The organism is Streptomyces sp. NPDC088097, from assembly GCF_044741845.1.
Lineage (GTDB): Bacteria > Actinomycetota > Actinomycetes > Streptomycetales > Streptomycetaceae > Streptomyces.
The window spans coordinates 37,636-53,620 of record NZ_JBIUTJ010000020.1; the positions used below are offsets into that span (position 1 = coordinate 37,636).

14 protein-coding genes are annotated in these 15,985 nt (G+C 72.8%); 4 read left to right on the plus strand and 10 right to left on the minus strand.

What is annotated here, in order from left to right:
- Positions 1-52: 52 nt before the first annotated feature.
- From glmS to ACIOD1_RS32595, 3 genes are all read right to left on the minus strand, one after another.
- Positions 53-1,870, minus strand: a complete 1,818-nt coding sequence (gene glmS / locus ACIOD1_RS32585; RefSeq protein ID WP_365628887.1) for a glutamine--fructose-6-phosphate transaminase (isomerizing) — start codon at positions 1,868-1,870, stop codon at positions 53-55.
- A gap of 59 nt (positions 1,871-1,929) precedes the next feature.
- Complete coding sequence (locus ACIOD1_RS32590) at positions 1,930-2,205, minus strand: hypothetical protein (protein WP_365628890.1); 276 nt, start codon at positions 2,203-2,205, stop codon at positions 1,930-1,932.
- A 107-nt stretch (positions 2,206-2,312) separates the two neighbouring features.
- A complete protein-coding gene (locus ACIOD1_RS32595) occupies positions 2,313-3,224 on the minus strand; it encodes a DUF4429 domain-containing protein (protein WP_365628893.1) in 912 nt (303 codons plus the stop codon).
- 64 nt (positions 3,225-3,288) lie between these two features.
- Between ACIOD1_RS32595 and ACIOD1_RS32600 the strand changes: the two genes are divergently transcribed.
- The gene (locus ACIOD1_RS32600; protein ID WP_401906476.1) at positions 3,289-4,893 is read left to right on the plus strand and encodes a beta-N-acetylhexosaminidase; all 1,605 of its coding nucleotides are present in this window, start codon (positions 3,289-3,291) and stop codon (positions 4,891-4,893) included.
- Between the two features lie 89 nt (positions 4,894-4,982).
- Here ACIOD1_RS32600 and ACIOD1_RS32605 read toward each other — a convergent pair whose 3' ends face one another.
- Entirely contained in the window at positions 4,983-6,011 is a 1,029-nt protein-coding gene (locus ACIOD1_RS32605) for an ABC transporter substrate-binding protein (protein WP_365628898.1), read from the minus strand.
- Positions 6,012-6,220: 209 nt separating this feature from the next.
- Here ACIOD1_RS32605 and ACIOD1_RS32610 point away from each other — a divergent pair, with 209 nt between their 5' ends.
- Complete coding sequence (locus ACIOD1_RS32610; protein ID WP_401906479.1) at positions 6,221-6,583, plus strand: hypothetical protein; 363 nt, start codon at positions 6,221-6,223, stop codon at positions 6,581-6,583.
- A 102-nt stretch (positions 6,584-6,685) separates the two neighbouring features.
- Here the strand turns inward: ACIOD1_RS32610 and ACIOD1_RS32615 are convergent, their stop codons facing one another.
- Genes ACIOD1_RS32615 through ACIOD1_RS32630 form a run of 4 tightly spaced genes read right to left on the minus strand, consistent with a single transcriptional unit; the run spans position 6,686 to position 12,463 of the window.
- The gene (locus ACIOD1_RS32615) at positions 6,686-7,846 is read right to left on the minus strand and encodes an acyl-CoA dehydrogenase family protein (RefSeq protein ID WP_365628904.1); all 1,161 of its coding nucleotides are present in this window, start codon (positions 7,844-7,846) and stop codon (positions 6,686-6,688) included.
- 7 nt (positions 7,847-7,853) lie between these two features.
- Positions 7,854-8,771, minus strand: a complete 918-nt coding sequence (locus ACIOD1_RS32620) for a hydroxymethylglutaryl-CoA lyase (protein WP_365628979.1) — start codon at positions 8,769-8,771, stop codon at positions 7,854-7,856.
- Positions 8,772-8,782: 11 nt separating this feature from the next.
- Positions 8,783-10,816, minus strand: a complete 2,034-nt coding sequence (locus ACIOD1_RS32625) for a biotin carboxylase N-terminal domain-containing protein (protein ID WP_365628907.1) — start codon at positions 10,814-10,816, stop codon at positions 8,783-8,785.
- Positions 10,817-10,846: 30 nt separating this feature from the next.
- Positions 10,847-12,463: a carboxyl transferase domain-containing protein gene (locus ACIOD1_RS32630; protein ID WP_365628910.1), complete on the minus strand. Its 1,617-nt coding sequence runs from the start codon at positions 12,461-12,463 to the stop codon at positions 10,847-10,849.
- Positions 12,464-12,564: 101 nt separating this feature from the next.
- Between ACIOD1_RS32630 and ACIOD1_RS32635 the strand changes: the two genes are divergently transcribed.
- Together ACIOD1_RS32635 and ACIOD1_RS32640 are read left to right on the plus strand one after the other, a co-directional pair.
- On the plus strand, positions 12,565-13,143 hold the full coding sequence (locus ACIOD1_RS32635) for a TetR/AcrR family transcriptional regulator (RefSeq protein ID WP_365628913.1): 579 nt from the start codon (positions 12,565-12,567) through the stop codon (positions 13,141-13,143).
- Between the two features lie 46 nt (positions 13,144-13,189).
- Complete coding sequence (locus ACIOD1_RS32640) at positions 13,190-13,990, plus strand: phosphatase (protein ID WP_365628917.1); 801 nt, start codon at positions 13,190-13,192, stop codon at positions 13,988-13,990.
- A 54-nt stretch (positions 13,991-14,044) separates the two neighbouring features.
- Here ACIOD1_RS32640 and ACIOD1_RS32645 read toward each other — a convergent pair whose 3' ends face one another.
- Both ACIOD1_RS32645 and ACIOD1_RS32650 read right to left on the minus strand, forming a co-directional pair.
- Entirely contained in the window at positions 14,045-14,902 is an 858-nt protein-coding gene (locus tag ACIOD1_RS32645; protein ID WP_365628920.1) for an SDR family NAD(P)-dependent oxidoreductase, read from the minus strand.
- Entirely contained in the window at positions 14,899-15,933 is a 1,035-nt protein-coding gene (locus ACIOD1_RS32650) for a cation diffusion facilitator family transporter (RefSeq protein ID WP_401906482.1), read from the minus strand. Before ACIOD1_RS32650 ends, ACIOD1_RS32645 begins: the two co-directional genes overlap by 4 nt.
- Between the last annotated feature and the right edge of the window lie 52 nt (positions 15,934-15,985).

Below are 15,985 nucleotides of genomic sequence, written 5' to 3' on the forward strand. Positions count from 1 at the left end.
CGGGAGATCCCGGGGGGCCGCTTCGTGCGTCGTGCCGTGACCGGCGGCGCGGCTACTCGACGGTGACGGACTTCGCCAGGTTGCGCGGCTTGTCGATGTCCCGGCCCAGGGCCAGGGCCGTGTGGTACGCCAGCAGCTGGAGCGGGATGCCCATCAGGATCGGGTCCAGCTCGTCCTCGTTCTTGGGAACGAGGATGGTGTGGTCGGCCTTCTCCTGCTCACGGTGGGCGACCGCCAGGATCCGACCGCTGCGGGCCTTGATCTCCTCCAGGGCCGCGCGGTTCTTCTCCAGCAGGTCGTCGTCCGGGACGATCGCGACCGTCGGCATCGCCGGCTCGATCAGGGCGAGGGGGCCGTGCTTGAGCTCGGAGGCGGGGTAGGCCTCGGCGTGGATGTAGGAGATCTCCTTGAGCTTCAGGGAGGCCTCCAGGGCGACCGGGTAGCCGCGCACCCGGCCGATGAACATCATCGACTTGGCCTCGGCGTACTCGGCGGCCAGCTTCTTGATGTCCTCCTCGCCTTCGAGGATCTCCTGGATCTGCGCGGGCAGCTTGCGCAGGCCCTCGATGATCCGCTTGCCGTCGGTGACCGACAGGTCGCGGATGCGGCCGAGGTGGACGGCGAGCAGCGCGAAGGCGACCACCGTGTTGGTGAAGCACTTGGTGGAGACGACGCAGACCTCGGGACCGGCGTGCACGTACACGCCGCCGTCGGCCTCGCGGGCGATGGCCGAGCCGACCACGTTGACCACGCCGAGGACGCGGGCGCCCTTGCGCTTGAGCTCCTGGACGGCCGCGAGGACGTCGTAGGTCTCGCCGGACTGGGAGACGGCGATGTAGAGGGTGTCGGGGTCCACGACCGGGTTGCGGTAGCGGAACTCGGAGGCCGGCTCGGCGTCGGCGGGGATCCGGGCCAGGCTCTCGATCAGGCCGGCTCCGATGAGACCGGCGTGGTACGAGGTGCCGCAGCCCAGGATCTTGACGCGGCGGATGCCGCGCGCCTCGCGCGGGTCCAGGTTCAGGCCGCCGAGGTGGACGGTGTTGAAGCGGTCGTCGATCCGGCCGCGCAGGACGCGGTCGACCGCGTCGGCCTGCTCGGAGATCTCCTTGTGCATGTAGGTGTCGTGGCCGCCCATGTCGTAGGAGGCGGCCTCCCACTCGACGGTCTCCGGGGTGGCGGTGGTGGACGCGCCGCTCGTCGTGTAGGTGCGGAAGTCGTCGGCCTTCAGGGTGGCCATCTCGCCGTCGTCGAGGGTGACGACCTGGCGGGTGTGGGCGACGAGGGCGGCGACGTCCGAGGCGACGAACATCTCCTTCTCGCCGATGCCGAGGACCACGGGAGAGCCGTTGCGGGCGACGACGATGCGGTCGGCGAAGTCGGCGTGCATGACGGCGATGCCGTAGGTGCCCTCGATCGCCTTGACCGCCTCGCGGACCTTCTCCTCCAGGGTGTCGGCCTCGGAGCGGGCGACGAGGTGGACGATGACCTCGGTGTCGGTCTCCGAGAGGAAGACCACACCCTCGGCCTCCAGCTTGGCGCGCAGCTCGGAGGCGTTGTCGACGATGCCGTTGTGGACGACCGCGACCTTGTGGTCGGCGTCCAGGTGCGGGTGCGAGTTGATGTCGCTCGGGGCGCCGTGGGTGGCCCAGCGGGTGTGGGCGATGCCGGTGGTGCCGGCGAAGCGCTTGGGGACGCGGGACTCCAGCTCGCGGACCCGGCCCTTGGCCTTGACGACCTTCAGGGCCGCCGACTTCGGGCTGTTGACGACGATGCCCGCCGAGTCGTACCCGCGGTACTCCAGGCGCTGGAGACCCTCCAGCAGCAGCGGTGCCACGTCACGCTTGCCGATGTAACCCACGATTCCGCACATACGGTTGCCCCTCCTGAAGTTCGGTGTCCGTGCCCGGACGGTTCGGCCCCGCGGGCCGGTCAGCCGTAGACGATGCGGCGCAGCTGCCGGAGCGAGAGCTCCGGGGGCGCCACCGCGCGGTGCGGCAGTTCGGCCGCGACGCGCTCGAAGATCTCCGTGTTGACCGCCCCGCCGGACTGCAGCTCGCGGTGGCGGCGGCGGACGAACTCCTCGGTCGTCTCGTCGAAGTACGCCAGCACGTCGAGCACCACCCGGGCGGCTTCCCCGCGCTGGAGCGCGGTGCTGCGGACCAGGTGGTCGACGAGGTCGTCATGCGACGGGCGGCGGTCGGGCACCCGTAGATACTGACGGCCCACAGGCCGGAACGCAAAGATCCTGCCCGATTTCGGGCAGGATCAGGCTGGTCTGGACCAGCGGAGTGGGTCATTCCGGCCCCGGTCGGTCAGAAACGACCCAAAATGGCGGCCTTGGCCGCCGAGAACTCCTCCGCGGTGAGGATGCCCGCCTGGTGCAGTTCCCCGAGGTCGCGCAGCCGCCGCAGCAGCGTGTCGTGGTCCGCCGCCTCGCCGGCCAGGGCCGGGCCGGAGTCGGCCAGGGCCGGCGGTGCGGGTGCGGCCGGAGCGGGGAGTGCGGCCGGTGGGGCCGGGACGCGGGCCGAGGGGTGTGGCATCCGTACCACCACGGCCGCCGCGACCAGGGCCATCAGCGGGTCCTTCTTGAGCCCGAACAGCTCCACCGCGTGCGGGTCGTACTTCGGCGGGCCGGCCTGCCGCACCCCCGCCAGGGAGAAGCGCAGCCAGCCGTTCTCCAGCCCCCGCGACGGGAACCACTCCACCGCGCGCAGGTCCGCGAGGCGGAAGTCGCGCGGTCCCCCGGCCGTCTTGGCCGACTCCGCCGTCCAGCTCCACTTCAGCGTGACGCGGTCCCCGTCGAAGGAGGCCGTCCCGTCACCCGCGCTCACGGACAGGGGCACGGACGGCCCGGGCAGCAGGTACGCGTCCACAGGCCCCGGGTCCACCCGGTCCAGGAGCAGGGCGTTCCGCACCTCGTCCACGAAGTACTCCGCCACCCCGGTCCGGTCGTTCTCCACGGTCAGCCGGTACGGGTCGGAGGCCTCCGGCAGCAGTCCACCCGTCACCTGGAGGAGCGGATCGGCCCCGTCGCGCAGCCGCAGCCGCAACCGGCCGGCCTTGCGCCCCGGCTCGTGGCTGATCCCCGCCACCGCGCGCAGCGGTACGGCCACCTCGCCGAGCTGCTGCCGGAGCAGCCCCACCCCCTTGTCGCGGCCCGGCACGATGCGCACCGTGTCCCCGTCGAAGGTCCACGTACCGTCCTTCTGGATGATTTCCGCCATCCCGTGATTCTCCCACCGCCCCTTCCCCCACCATCGGGGCCCCGATTGGCCTATACCTGGGCGCATGAGAGTCCTGCGACGCACGCTCGGCACCCTCCTCGCCCTCGGCGCCCTCGGCGTCTGCGTCTCCTGCACCCCGGCCCGCGGCGACGCGGGGCCCGATGACGGCAGACCCGGCGGTCCGCGCCCCGCCGCCCTCGGTCCCTACGAACGGCTCGTGCCCGCGCCCGCCTCCGCGCGGGCCGACGGCCCCGGCTACCTCTTCGGCGCGGGCACGGTGATCCGTACCGGCGCCGACGCCTCCGAGGAGGTCCGGCGGGTCGGCGAACTCCTCGCGGAGCAACTGCGCGGGCCGAGCGGGCTCCCGCTGCCCGTGGTCGACGGGCAGGACGGGGACGGCATCCGGCTGCTGCTCGACGGGGCGGCCGAGGGGACGGGGGAGGAGGGCTACCGGCTGCGGACCGACCCCACCGGGATCACCCTGACCGCCCGCACCCCGACCGGCCTCTTCCACGCCGGGCAGACCCTGAGGCAGTTGCTGCCGGTGCGGGGCACGGGGACGGTGCCCGGCGGGACGGTCACCGACGCGCCGCGCTTCGCGTACCGGGGGGCGATGGTCGACGTCGCCCGGCACTTCTTCCCGTTGGAGCAGGTCGAGCGGTACGTGGACCAGCTCGCCCGGTACAAGGTCAACACCCTCCACGTGCACCTCACCGACGACCAGGGTTGGCGCCTGGCGGTCGATTCCTGGCCGAAGCTCGCCGAGTACGGCGGGGGCAGCGAGGTCGGGGGCGGCCCGGGCGGCCACTGGACGAAGGAGGAGTACCGCGAGCTGGTGGCGTACGCCGCCGAACGGTACGTGGACGTGGTCCCGGAGATCGACATGCCCGGTCACGTCAACGCGGCGCAGGCCTCCTACGCCGAGCTGAACTGCGACGGCAAGGCGCCCGAGCGCTACACCGGGATCAAGGTCGGCTTCAGCTCGCTGTGCGTGGGCGACGAACTGACCTACCGCTTCATCGACGAGGTGCTCGGCGAACTGGCCGAGCTGACCCCGGGGAAGTACCTCCACATCGGCGGCGACGAGGCGCACTCCACCCCGGCGGCCGACTACGCGGCCTTCATGGACCGGGCCCAGCAGGTCGTGGCCCGGCACGGCAAGACGGTCGTGGCCTGGCACCAACTCGCGACGGCCCGCCCGGCGCCGGGCGCGGTGCTCCAGTACTGGGGCCACGACAGGACCGCCGCGGCGGAGAAGGCGGCCGTGGTGGCGGCCGGCAAGGCGGGCCACCCGGTGATCCTGTCGCCGGCGGACCGGGCCTACCTGGACATGAAGTACGACGCGACCACGAAGCCGGGCCTGGCCTGGGCCGGCTACGTCCCGGTGGAGCGGTCCTACTCCTGGGATCCGGGGAGCTACCTGGCCGGGCTGCCGGAATCGGCCGTGCTCGGGGTCGAGGCCCCGCTGTGGACGGAGACGATCGCGAACCGGGGCGACTGGGAACTGATGGCGTTCCCGCGCGTCCTGGGCCTGGCCGAACTGGGCTGGTCCCCCAAGAGCGCGCTGGGCTGGGACGGCTACGCCCGCCGGCTGGCCGCGCAGGGGCCCCGCCTGGACGCGCAGGACATCGCCTACCACCGGGCGCCGGACGTCCCCTGGGGCGAGTAGGTACGAGGCGGGGGTTTTGGGGCGGCGGGGGTTTCGAGGGACCGTGTCGAAACCCCCGCCGCGACGACGGGGCCCGGAAGGCCCGAGGGTCAGCTGACCTTCTTGGCGCTCTGGACGGACGCGGCCAGGTTCTCCAGGAGCTGGGCGCAGCGGTCGTAGGAGTAGATCGGCTCCGTCACGCGCGGGACGACCTGGCCGGCCTTGACCGCGGGCAGCTCGGCCCAGGTCGGCTTGGCCTTCAGCTCGTCCGGCTGGAGGGTGCCGGTGCGGTTGTCGAGCATGATGACGTCGGCCTTGTACTTGCCGGCGTTCTCCCAGCTGAGGCTCTCGAAGAAGCCGCCCTGGTCGAGCTTGTCGGGTGTGACGAACTCGACGCCGAGGCTCTCGAAGTACTTCAGGTCGGCGGAGGTCTTCGGGGTGGAGGCGTAGAACAGGTTGGCGGAGCCCGATCCGACGAGGACCTTGATGCCCGGGTTCGCCTTGGTGGCCTCGCGGAGCTTGGCCGCGGCGGCCTCGAAGCGGGCCTTGGCGTCGACGGTCTTCTTGCTGTTCAGGTCCGCGCCCAGGGACTTGGCGAGGTCGGCGGTGCGGGCCAGCGCGGCGTCGAGGGAGGCGTCGCCGCCGACCTTGATCGCGGCGGCCGGGGCCAGCTTGAGGATCTTGTCCTTGGAGGCCTCGGGGACGTACCAGTACGAGCCGTCCCAGGTGTTGGTGACCAGCAGGTCGGGCTGGAGGGCCGCGTACTTCTCGACGTTGAACTCGTCGTAGACGTTGCCGAGGATCTGGACCTTGCCGATGTCCAGCGAGCCGGCCTGGACGTCGGGCTTGCCGTCGGCGGTCTTCGTCGGGCCGAAGACGCCCTTGACCTTGACGCCGTAGTCGTCGAGCGCGGCGGCGGTGCCGGTGAAGGCGACGATGTTCTTCGGGGTGGACTTCGCCGTGACGGTCTTGCCCAGGTCGTCCTTGAAGGACCAGGCGCCCGAGGAGGCGGCCCCCTGGTCGCCCGCGCCGTCCTTGGCCCCGTCGGTCCCGCCGCAGGCCGTGAGCGCGGCGACGAGGCCGAGGGCGCCGCCGGTGGCGATCAGGCCGCGGCGGGTGAGGAAGGAGCTTCGGGGCATGGCGGTGTCCACTTTCGTACGAGCACGTCACGGCCGTCGGGGGTGCGCGGCCATCGTTAGGAAGGCTAGCCTAACCTCACTACCGACCTGCTCGTGGGCTATAACGGACCCCTGACAGTGCCGCCGCCTGGGAGTACGGGAGCAGCGATGGGCCTTGACGACGTGTCGGAGAACCACGACCGGATCCCGGGCGAACGGTGACGCCACCGATGGCGGGCGAGCGCACCGCCCGGGCGGGCGGATGGAGGTGGCCGGCGGCCGTCGGCGTGAACCTCCTACTGGGCGTGCCGGGGGTCGTGCCGGCGTGGCTGCTGTGGTACTTCGCCGCCAACTGGCCGCTCAAGGCCCTGGGATGGACCGTGGGGGAGCCCACGGAGAACGACGGCGCGCTGCCGTGGGTGATCGTCGCCGCTCCGGTCCTGGCCCTGTTCGCCCTGGCGTGGGGCCTGGTCAACCGCTCCCTGCGCCGCGGGACCGGCCTGCCTCCCGGCCGCTACTGGCCGGTCTGCGCGGTGGCGACACTGACGCCGACGCTCGCGCTCGTGATCGCCTCGATCCCCTCGACGCACTGAGCCCGGACGCCCCTCGACGCACCGAGCCGGCGCACTCCCCCGACGCACCGAGCCGGCGCACCCGCGGGGGCGCGCCGGCTCGGTGCGGGTGCTTCGCCCGACTCAGGCGGTGAAGCCCAGCTCGCGGGCGATCAGCATGCGCTGCACCTCGCTGGTGCCCTCGCCGATCTCCAGGATCTTGGAGTCCCGCCACATCCGGGCCACCGGGTACTCGTTCATGAACCCGTACCCGCCGTGGATCTGGGTGGCCTCGCGCGCGTTGTCCACGGCCACCGTGGAGGAGTACAGCTTCGCGATCGCCGCCTCCTTCTTGAAGGGCTCCCCGGCCACCAGCCGCGAGGCGGCGTCCCGCCAGCCGACGCGGGCCATGTGGGCGCGCATCTCCATGTCGGCCAGCTTGAACTGGATGGCCTGGTTGTCGCCGATCGGGCGGCCGAAGGCCTTGCGCTCCCTGGCGTACTTCACCGACTCGTCCACGCAGCCCTGCGCGAGGCCCGTGGCCAGCGCGGAGATGGCGATCCGGCCCTCGTCCAGGATCCGCAGGAACTGCGCGTAGCCGCGGCCCTCCTGGCCGACCAGGTTGGCGAGCGGCACCCGTACGTCCTGGAAGGACAGCTCGCGGGTGTCCGAGGAGTTCCAGCCGACCTTCGAGTACGGGGCGGCGACCGTGAAGCCGGGGGTGCCCGACGGGACGATGATCGAGGAGATCTCGGGGCGTCCGTCGGCCTTGCGGCCCGTCACGGCGGTGACGGTGACCAGCCCGGTGATGTCGGTGCCGGAATTGGTGATGAAGCACTTCGAGCCGTTGATCACCCACTCGTCGCCGTCCTTGACGGCGGTGGTGCGGGTGCCGCCCGCGTCCGAGCCGCCGTCGGGCTCGGTCAGGCCGAAGGCGCCGAGCACCTCGCCGGAGCACATCTTCGGCAGCCACTGCCGCTTCTGCTCCTCGGTGCCGAACAGGTGGATCGGCATGGCCCCCAGGGAGACGCCCGCCTCCAGGGTGATGGCGACCGAGGAGTCGACGCGGGCCAGCTCCTCCAGGGCGATGCCGAGGGCGAGGTAGTCGCCGCCCATGCCGCCGTACTCCTCCGGGAAGGGCAGGCCGAACAGGCCCATGCGGCCCATCTCGCGGACGATCTCGTACGGGAACTCGTGCCGTTCGTAGAGGTCGCCGATCTTCGGAGCGACGACGTCGTGCGCGAACGCCTCGACGGTGCGGCGGAGTTCCTCGTGCTCGGGGGTGAGCCGGTGGTCGAGGGACATGTCTTCGTTACTCCTTGTGGGAGAGGGCGCGGACGGTGCGGGAGGGGCTCGGGCGCCCCAGCTGTTCGGCCATCCACACGCTCGTGGCGGTGAGGGCGGCCAGGTCGACCCCGGTCTCGATGCCGAGGCCGTCGAGCATCCAGACCAGGTCCTCCGTGGCGAGGTTTCCGGTGGCGCTCTTGGCGTACGGGCAGCCGCCCAGGCCGCCCGCCGAGGCGTCGACGGTGCTCACGCCGTGCTGGAGGGCGGCGAGGGTGTTGGACAGGGCCTGGCCGTAGGTGTCGTGGAAGTGCACGCCGATCCGGTCGGTCGGCACGCCCTCCTCGTTCAGCGCGTCCAGCAGGGCCCGTACGTGGCCCGGCGTGGCCACGCCGATGGTGTCGCCGAGGCTCAGCTCGTCGCAGCCGAGGTCGAGCAGGGCCTTGGCGACGCGGACCACCTGGTCGACCGGGACGGCCCCCTCCCAGGGGTCCCCGAAGCACATCGAGAGGTAGCCGCGCACGTGCGCCCGGTCCTGCTTGGCCCGGGCCACTACGGGCTCGAACATGGCGAGGGACTCGGCGACGGTCCGGTTGAGGTTGCGGGCGGCGAAGGTCTCGGTGGCCGACCCGAACACCGCGATGCGCGTCGCCCCGAGGGCCAGCGCCCGGTCGAGCCCGCGCTCGTTGGGAACCAGGACGGGCAGCCGCGCCGGGACGTCCGACAGCAGCGGGAAGAGCTGCTCGGCGTCGGCCAGTTGGGGCACCCACTTGGGGTGCACGAAGCTGGTCGCCTCGATGGTGGTGAGGCCGGCGGCGGCCAGCCGGTGCACGAACTCGGCCTTGACCCCGGTGGGGACGGTCGTCTTCTCGTTCTGCAGCCCGTCGCGGGCGCCGACCTCGTGGATCCTGACGCGGGCCGGCAGCCCGGCCGCCGGGACGGTCATGGGAAGCCCGTTCACGCGCTCTCCTCCTCCGCGTCGGGGGTGACCACGGCCAGCACCTGGTCCATGGCCACGGTGGTCCCGGGGACGACGTCGAGCCCGGTGACCGTGCCGGCGTGCGGGGCGGAGATGACGTGCTCCATCTTCATCGCCTCGACCACCAGCAGGCTCTGCCCGGCCGCCACCCGGTCCCCGACGGCCACCTTGACGACGGTGACGGTGCCGGGCATCGGGGCGGCCAGGGTGTCGGCGCCCGAGCCCGCCGAGGCGTTCGCCGTGACGGGGTCGTGGTGCTGGACGTGCCAGCTGTCGCCGTCGCGGCCGAGCCAGAGCCCGTCCGGGGAGTCGGCGTGGGAGAACCGGTGCGTGACGCCGGCCAGCTCGATCGTGACCAGGTCCGCGGTGCGGGACACGATCCGGCCCGCGGCCGGACCGCGCCGGGCGTCGGCCCCGGCTCCGGTTCCGGCTTCGGCCAGGAGGATCTCGGTGGAGCCCGCGGCCCGACGGGTGCGGACCTCCACCGGGTCCGTACCCGGCAGGCGGAAGTGGTGGACCGTCCAGGCGGGGACGCCGCCCAGGCGCCAGCCGGAGCGGGCGTCGAAGGGGTCGGCCCAGGAGGCGACGTCCGCCGGAGCGGCCGGCCGGTCGGCCAGCAGCGCGGCCGCCGCGTACACCTCCGGCGGGACCCCCTCGGGCAGCAGCTCCGCGAGGTCCCGCTCCACCAGGCCGGTGTCCAGCTCGCCCGAGACCACGTCCGGGTGGGCCAGGAGCCGCCGCAGGAAGCCCGCGTTGGTCTGGACGCCCAGGATCACGGTGTCGGCGAGGGCCCCGCGCAGGAGCCGCAGGGCGCTCGCGCGGTCGGGCCCGTACGCGATGACCTTGGACAGCATCGGGTCGTAGGCGGAGCCCACGGGGACCCCCGCCGTCAGCCCGGAGTCGGTGCGCACGGCGCCGCCGGAGGGCTCCGACAGGGCCAGCACCGTCCCGCCGGACGGCAGGAACCCGCGCGCCGGGTCCTCGGCGCACACCCGGGCCTCGATCGCGTGGCCGGTCAGGCGCACCTCGTCCTGGCCGAAGCCGAGCGGGGCTCCCGCGGCCACCCGCAGCTGCTGCTCCACCAGGTCGAGCCCGGTGATCAGCTCCGTCACCGGGTGCTCGACCTGGAGGCGGGTGTTCATCTCCATGAAGTAGTAGGAGGAGGGGTCCTTGCCCGGGACGATGAACTCCACCGTGCCCGCCCCGACGTACCCGCAGGAGCGGGCCGCCTCCACGGCCGCCGCGCCCATCGCCGCCCGGGTCTCCTCGTCGAGCAGGACCGAGGGGGCCTCCTCGATGACCTTCTGGTGGCGCCGCTGGAGGGAGCACTCGCGCTCGCCCAGGTGCACCACGTTGCCGTGGGCGTCGGCCAGCACCTGGATCTCGATGTGCCGGGGCCGGTCCACCCACCGCTCCACCAGGAGGGTGTCGTCGCCGAAGGAGGAGCGCGCCTCGCGCCGGGCCGCCGCGATCTCCTCGGCGAGCAGCCCCGCGTCGCGCACCAGCCGCATGCCCTTGCCGCCGCCGCCCGCCGAGGGCTTGAGCAGCACCGGCATGCCGATCTCGGCGGCGGCCGACGCCAGCTCGGCGTCGGTCAGGCCGCTGCCGGAGGAGCCGGGGACCACGGGCACGCCCGCGGCCTTGACGGTCTCCTTGGCCCGGATCTTGTCGCCCATCAGGGAGATCGCGCTCGCCGGGGGCCCGATGAAGGTCAGTCCCGCCTCGGCGCAGGCCGCCGCGAAGGCGGCGTTCTCCGCGAGGAACCCGTAGCCGGGGTGGACGGCCTCCGCGCCCGTGCGGCGGGCGGCGTCCAGGAGCCGCTCCACCGACAGGTAGCTCTCGGCGGCCGCCTCGGGGCCGATCCGCACGGCTGTGTCGGCTTCCCGGACGTGCCGGGCGTCGGCGTCGGCGTCGCTGAACACGGCGACCGAGCGCACGCCGAGCTGCCGCAGGGTGCGGATGACCCGTACCGCGATCTCGCCCCGGTTCGCCACCAGAACAGTGCTGAACATCTGCATGGTCCTCACGTCACCTGTCACCCGTCACATACGGAAGATGCCGAAGCGGGAATCGCCCAGCGGGGCGTTCGCGCACGCGGTCAGGGCCAGTCCCAGCACCTGCCGGGTCTCCATCGGGTCGATGACCCCGTCGTCCCACAGCCGCGCGGTGGCGTAGTAGGCGTTGCCCTGCTCCTCGTACTGCTCCCGGACGGGGGCCTTGAAGGCCTCCTCGTCCTCGGCGGGCCAGTCCTGGCCCGCGCCCTCGATCTGGTCGCGCTTGACGGTCGCCAGCACCGAGGCGGCCTGCTCGCCGCCCATCACCGAGATCTTGGCGTTGGGCCACATCCACAGGAAGCGCGGCGAGTACGCCCGCCCGCACATCGAGTAGTTGCCCGCGCCGTAGCTGCCGCCGACGACCACCGTGAGCTTCGGGACCCGGGCGCAGGCCACGGCGGTGACCATCTTGGCGCCGTGCTTGGCGATGCCGCCCGCCTCGTAGTCACGGCCGACCATGAAGCCGGAGATGTTCTGGAGGAAGAGGAGCGGGATGCCGCGCTGGTCGCACAGCTCGATGAAGTGCGCGCCCTTCTGGGCGGACTCCGAGAAGAGGATGCCGTTGTTCGCGATGATCCCGACCGGGTGGCCGTGGATCCGGGCGAAGCCGGTGACCAGGGTCTGCCCGAACTCCGACTTGAACTCCTGGAAGCGGGAGCCGTCGGTGATCCGGGCGATGATCTCGCGGGCGTCGTAGGGGGTCCGGGAGTCGACGGGGACCGCGCCGTACAGGCCGTACGGGTCCACCTTCGGTTCCTCGGGGGCCTCCACCGACCAGGGCAGGGCCCCGCGCTCGGGCAGGGTCGCCACGATGTTCCGAACGATCCGCAGCGCGTGCGCGTCGTCCTCCGCGAGGTGGTCGGTGACCCCGGAGGTCCGGGAGTGCACCTCGCCGCCGCCCAGCTCCTCGGCGGTGACCACCTCGCCGGTGGCGGCCTTCACCAGCGGCGGACCGCCCAGGAAGATCGTGCCCTGGCCGCGCACGATGACGGCCTCGTCGCTCATCGCGGGCACGTAGGCGCCACCCGCCGTGCAGGACCCCAGGACGGCGGCGATCTGCGGGATGCCGGCGCCCGACATGCGGGCCTGGTTGTAGAAGATCCGGCCGAAGTGGTCCCGGTCGGGGAAGACCTCGTCCTGCATGGGGAGGAAGGCGCCGCCCGAGTCGACCAGGTAGAGGCAGGGGAGACGATTCTCCAGCGCCACCTCCTGGGCCCGGAGGTGCTTCTTGACGGTCATCGGGTAGTACGTGCCGCCCTTGACGGTGGCGTCGTTCGCGACGATGACGCACTCGCGACCGCTGACCCGGCCGATGCCCGCGATCACCCCGGCGGCGGGGGCCGAGCCCCCGTACATCCCCTCGGCGGCCAGCGGGGCCAGCTCCAGGAAGGGCGAACCCGGGTCGAGGAGGGCGTCCACGCGGTCGCGGGGCAGGAGCTTGCCGCGCGCGGTGTGGCGGGCGCGGGCCTTCTCGCCCCCGCCCAGACGGGCCGCCTCCAGCCGGGCGCGCAGACCCTCGGCGAGCGCGCGGTGGGCGGCCTCGTTGGTCCGCCAGGCCTCGGACGCCGGATCGGCGGCGCTCGTCAGCGCTGGTGCCTGCTGCATCGGTCGAGCTCCCTTGCTCGGTGCATGCTGTGTTAATACTCGTTAACCCTCAGGGAGCCTAGGTTAACGACCGCTAACCGCCCTGTCTAGAATGGATTTCCATGAGCACCAGAGCGGCCGCCCCGACCCGTCGCGAGCAGATCCTCAGTGAGGCCGCCCGACTCTTCGCCGAGCGCGGATTCCACGGCGTGGGCGTGGACGAGATAGGGGCCGCGGTCGGCATCAGCGGCCCCGGCCTGTACCGGCACTTCGCGGGCAAGGACGCCATGCTCGCCGAGCTGCTGGTGGGCATCAGCGAGCGACTGCTCACGGGCGGCCGGCGCCGCGTGGACGAGGCGGCCGGGGACCCGGAGGCGCTGCTCGCCTCCCTCATCGAGGGGCACGTCGACTTCGCCTTGGACGATCGGGCGCTGATCACCCTGCACGACCGCGAGCTGGACCGGCTGCGCGACGCCGACCGCAAGCTGGTGCGCCAGCTCCAGCGGCAGTACGTGGAGCTGTGGGTCGAGACCGTGCGCGAGCTGCACCCCCGGGTGGGGGAGGCGGAGGTACGGATCTGCGTGCACGCGGTCTTCGGCCTGCTGAACTCCACCCCGCACCTGGCGGCGCCCGGCCGCGAGGCGACGGAGTCCCTGCTGCGCAGACTGGCGAACGGGGCCTTCGGGGCCCTGTCGGGCTGACCGCACTGCGGGACGGACATCACGGCCCGGCCCCGGCGGCGGCAGAATGGGCCGCATGCCGATAGAGACGCCCGTACCCAGCCGCGCCGAACTCGTCGAACACCTGGTCCGCACGCGGATCGCGGGGGAGGTCGCGACCCCGCGCGAGAACAACCTGAGCCACTACCGCAAGCTCGCCAACGGAGACCGGCACTACTGGCTGGGCCTGGAGCTCGGCGACCGCTGGACGGACGAGCAGGACGTCCTCGCGGTGATGGCGGAACGGTGCGGGGTCGTGGACGACCCCGAACACCGATTCGGTCAGGACACCATCGACCCCGAGCTGACCATCGCCGGCCTGGACCGGCTCGCGGCCCGGCTGCGCAAGGCGGCCCTCGACCGGCAGAGCGTGCTGCTGGCCACCGGTCACCCGGGCGGCCTCCTCGACGTCCACCGGGCCACGGGCGAGGCCCTGCGCGCGGCGGGCTGCGAGATCGTCCGCATCCCCGCCGGGCTGACCGCCGACGAGGGCTCCGTGTGGCAGTTCGCGGACGTCGCCGTGCAGGAACGCGGGGCCACCCTGTGGCACACCCACTCCCCGGCCCCGATGGCCGCGATCCTGGACGGCCTCGCGGCGCAGGACCGCCCGCGGCCGGACCTGGTCCTCGCCGACCACGGCTGGGCGGGCTGCGCCGCGCAGCGCGGGATCGACGCGGCCGGGTACGCGGACTGCAACGACCCGGCGCTCTTCCTCGCCGAGGCCGAGGGCACCCTCCAGGTGGCGATCCCGCTGGACGACCACGTCCGCGACCCGCGCCACTACGACCCGATGGTCGCCTACCTGCTGGACGCCGCGGGCCTCGGCTGACCCGCGCCCCGCGCCGTACGGGGCGGGGCCGCGGCCCCGCCCGACGCGGCGGCGCTACCTCAGCCAGTCGGAGGTGAGGGCCTGGACGGCCGAACCGTCGAGGTCCGCCAGCTTGATCCCGACGAACTCCCGCGCCCAGTCGGTGGTCTGCACCCGGAACGGCATGACCTCGGCCTCCAGCAGGGCGACGATCGGCTCCGCGGCCCCGGCCGCGGTCTGGGCGCCCTCGAAGGACCGCGTGGTGCGCTCGATGTAGGACCGCAGGGCGGGGGCGTACGGACCGGCCTCGGCGAGCATCGCCGCCGCGTCGATGCCGATGCTCGCGACGAACTCGCTGGCGACGGCCCCCGGTTCGACGAGGGCCACCTGCACGCCGGTGGTCGCGGCGACCGGCGCGAGCGACTCCATGAACCCCTCGACGGCGAACTTGGCCGCGCAGTAGGCCTCGTTGAACGGCTGGCCGACCACCCCGCCGACGCTGGTGACCGTGACGATCCGGCCCCGCGAGGCGCGCAGGTGGGGCAGGGCGACCCGGGTCAGCTCGACGACGCCGAAGTAGTTGACCTCCATCGCGGCCCGCACCGGCTCCATGCCGTGCTGCTCGACGGTGCCGACGAAACCGGCCCCCGCGTTGTTCACCACCGCGTCGAGCCGGCCGTACTCGGCCACCACCCGGGCCACGCAGGCCGCCACGGAGGCCGGGTCGGTCACGTCCAACCGCTCGACCCGCACGAGGTCGGCGACCCCCGCCTCCTCGGCCGCGGCCAGCAGGGCCCCCGCGCGGGCGGGGTCGCGCAGGGTGGCGACGGTGCGCCGGCCGGCCCGGGCGCAGGCGACGGCGGTGGCCAGGCCGATGCCCGAGGACGTGCCGGTGACGAGGACGGTCCGGGTCGGGGAGGGGGAGGTGCTCACGAGGGGCTCCAGGGCGGGGAGGGGGGAGGGGGAACGGTGCGTGTGGAGGGCGGGGGAGCTGGTGTCGACGGCGTCGGCCCGGGGGAATGGGTCGGGTCCAGGTAGACCCGTCGGACCGCCGGGAAGCGCTCGCGCAACTGCTCCTCGGCCTGCTCGCAGGCCGCCTCCACCTGCCGGGCCGAGGCCAGGTCGTGGAAGTCGACCTTCGCCGCGATCAGCACCTCGTTCGGCCCCTGCACCAGGGTGGTCAGCTCCAGCACCCCTTCGATGTGGAGCACCGACAGCAGTTCCTCGCGCACCTCGGCCCGCGTCGCGGCCGGCAGCGGCCGTCCGATCAGGTACTGCGCGTTCGAGCGCCCCAGCTCCCAGGCCACCCACACCAGCAGCAGTCCGATCAGCAGCGAGGCCACCCCGTCGTAGGCCCCGGAGCCGGTCAGCTGGGCGCCCAGCAGGCCGCCCGCCGCCAGCACGAGGCCGATCAGCGCGGCGACGTTCTCCAGCAGGACGGCCTTCACGGCCATGTCCGGGGTGTGCTTCACGTACAGCCCGAACGGCGCCCGCATCCGGACCGCCTCGGCCCTCATCTGCCGCCAGGCCACCAGCAGCGAGTAGCCCTCCAGCAGGAAGGCGACCCCGAGGATGACGTACGACACCGTCGGATCGCCCGGCTCCTCCCCGTGGACCAGGGTGTGGATCCCGTCGTACACCGCGAAGACCGCGCCGCCGACGAAGGTGGCGATGGAGGCGAGCAGCGCCCAGATGTACCGCTCGGGGCCGTACCCCAGCGGGTGCGCCTCGTCGGCCGGTCGGGCGCTGCGCCTGAGGGAGGTCAGCAGCAGCAGTTCGGTGACCGTGTCGGCCACCGAGTGCGCGGCCTCGGAGAGCATCGCGCTCGACCCGCTGACGACCCCGCCGAACGCCTTCGCGACGGCGATGCCGAGGTTGGTGACGACGGCCACGACGACCGTGCCGACGCTCTCCCCACCGGGCTCGTGTACGGATTCCGTCACTGCCGCGTCGCTGTTGGACATGAAGCTGACGGTATGTCCGACTCGTCCGTCACGCGAGCGACATACCGTGCGA

Excerpts from the sequence above, each read along its gene's own strand:
- glmS (WP_365628887.1), bottom strand. The coding sequence starts at position 1,870 with ATGTGCGGAATCGTGGGTTACATCGGCAAGCGTGACGTGGCACCGCTG.
- ACIOD1_RS32595 (WP_365628893.1), bottom strand. The coding sequence starts at position 3,224 with ATGGCGGAAATCATCCAGAAGGACGGTACGTGGACCTTCGACGGGGAC.
- ACIOD1_RS32600 (WP_401906476.1), top strand. The coding sequence starts at position 3,289 with ATGAGAGTCCTGCGACGCACGCTCGGCACCCTCCTCGCCCTCGGCGCC.
- ACIOD1_RS32605 (WP_365628898.1), bottom strand. The coding sequence starts at position 6,011 with ATGCCCCGAAGCTCCTTCCTCACCCGCCGCGGCCTGATCGCCACCGGC.
- ACIOD1_RS32610 (WP_401906479.1), top strand. The coding sequence starts at position 6,221 with ATGGCGGGCGAGCGCACCGCCCGGGCGGGCGGATGGAGGTGGCCGGCG.
- ACIOD1_RS32615 (WP_365628904.1), bottom strand. The coding sequence starts at position 7,846 with ATGTCCCTCGACCACCGGCTCACCCCCGAGCACGAGGAACTCCGCCGC.
- ACIOD1_RS32620 (WP_365628979.1), bottom strand. The coding sequence starts at position 8,771 with ATGACCGTCCCGGCGGCCGGGCTGCCGGCCCGCGTCAGGATCCACGAG.
- ACIOD1_RS32625 (WP_365628907.1), bottom strand. The coding sequence starts at position 10,816 with ATGTTCAGCACTGTTCTGGTGGCGAACCGGGGCGAGATCGCGGTACGG.
- ACIOD1_RS32630 (WP_365628910.1), bottom strand. The coding sequence starts at position 12,463 with ATGCAGCAGGCACCAGCGCTGACGAGCGCCGCCGATCCGGCGTCCGAG.
- ACIOD1_RS32635 (WP_365628913.1), top strand. The coding sequence starts at position 12,565 with ATGAGCACCAGAGCGGCCGCCCCGACCCGTCGCGAGCAGATCCTCAGT.
- ACIOD1_RS32640 (WP_365628917.1), top strand. The coding sequence starts at position 13,190 with ATGGGCCGCATGCCGATAGAGACGCCCGTACCCAGCCGCGCCGAACTC.
- ACIOD1_RS32650 (WP_401906482.1), bottom strand. The coding sequence starts at position 15,933 with ATGTCCAACAGCGACGCGGCAGTGACGGAATCCGTACACGAGCCCGGT.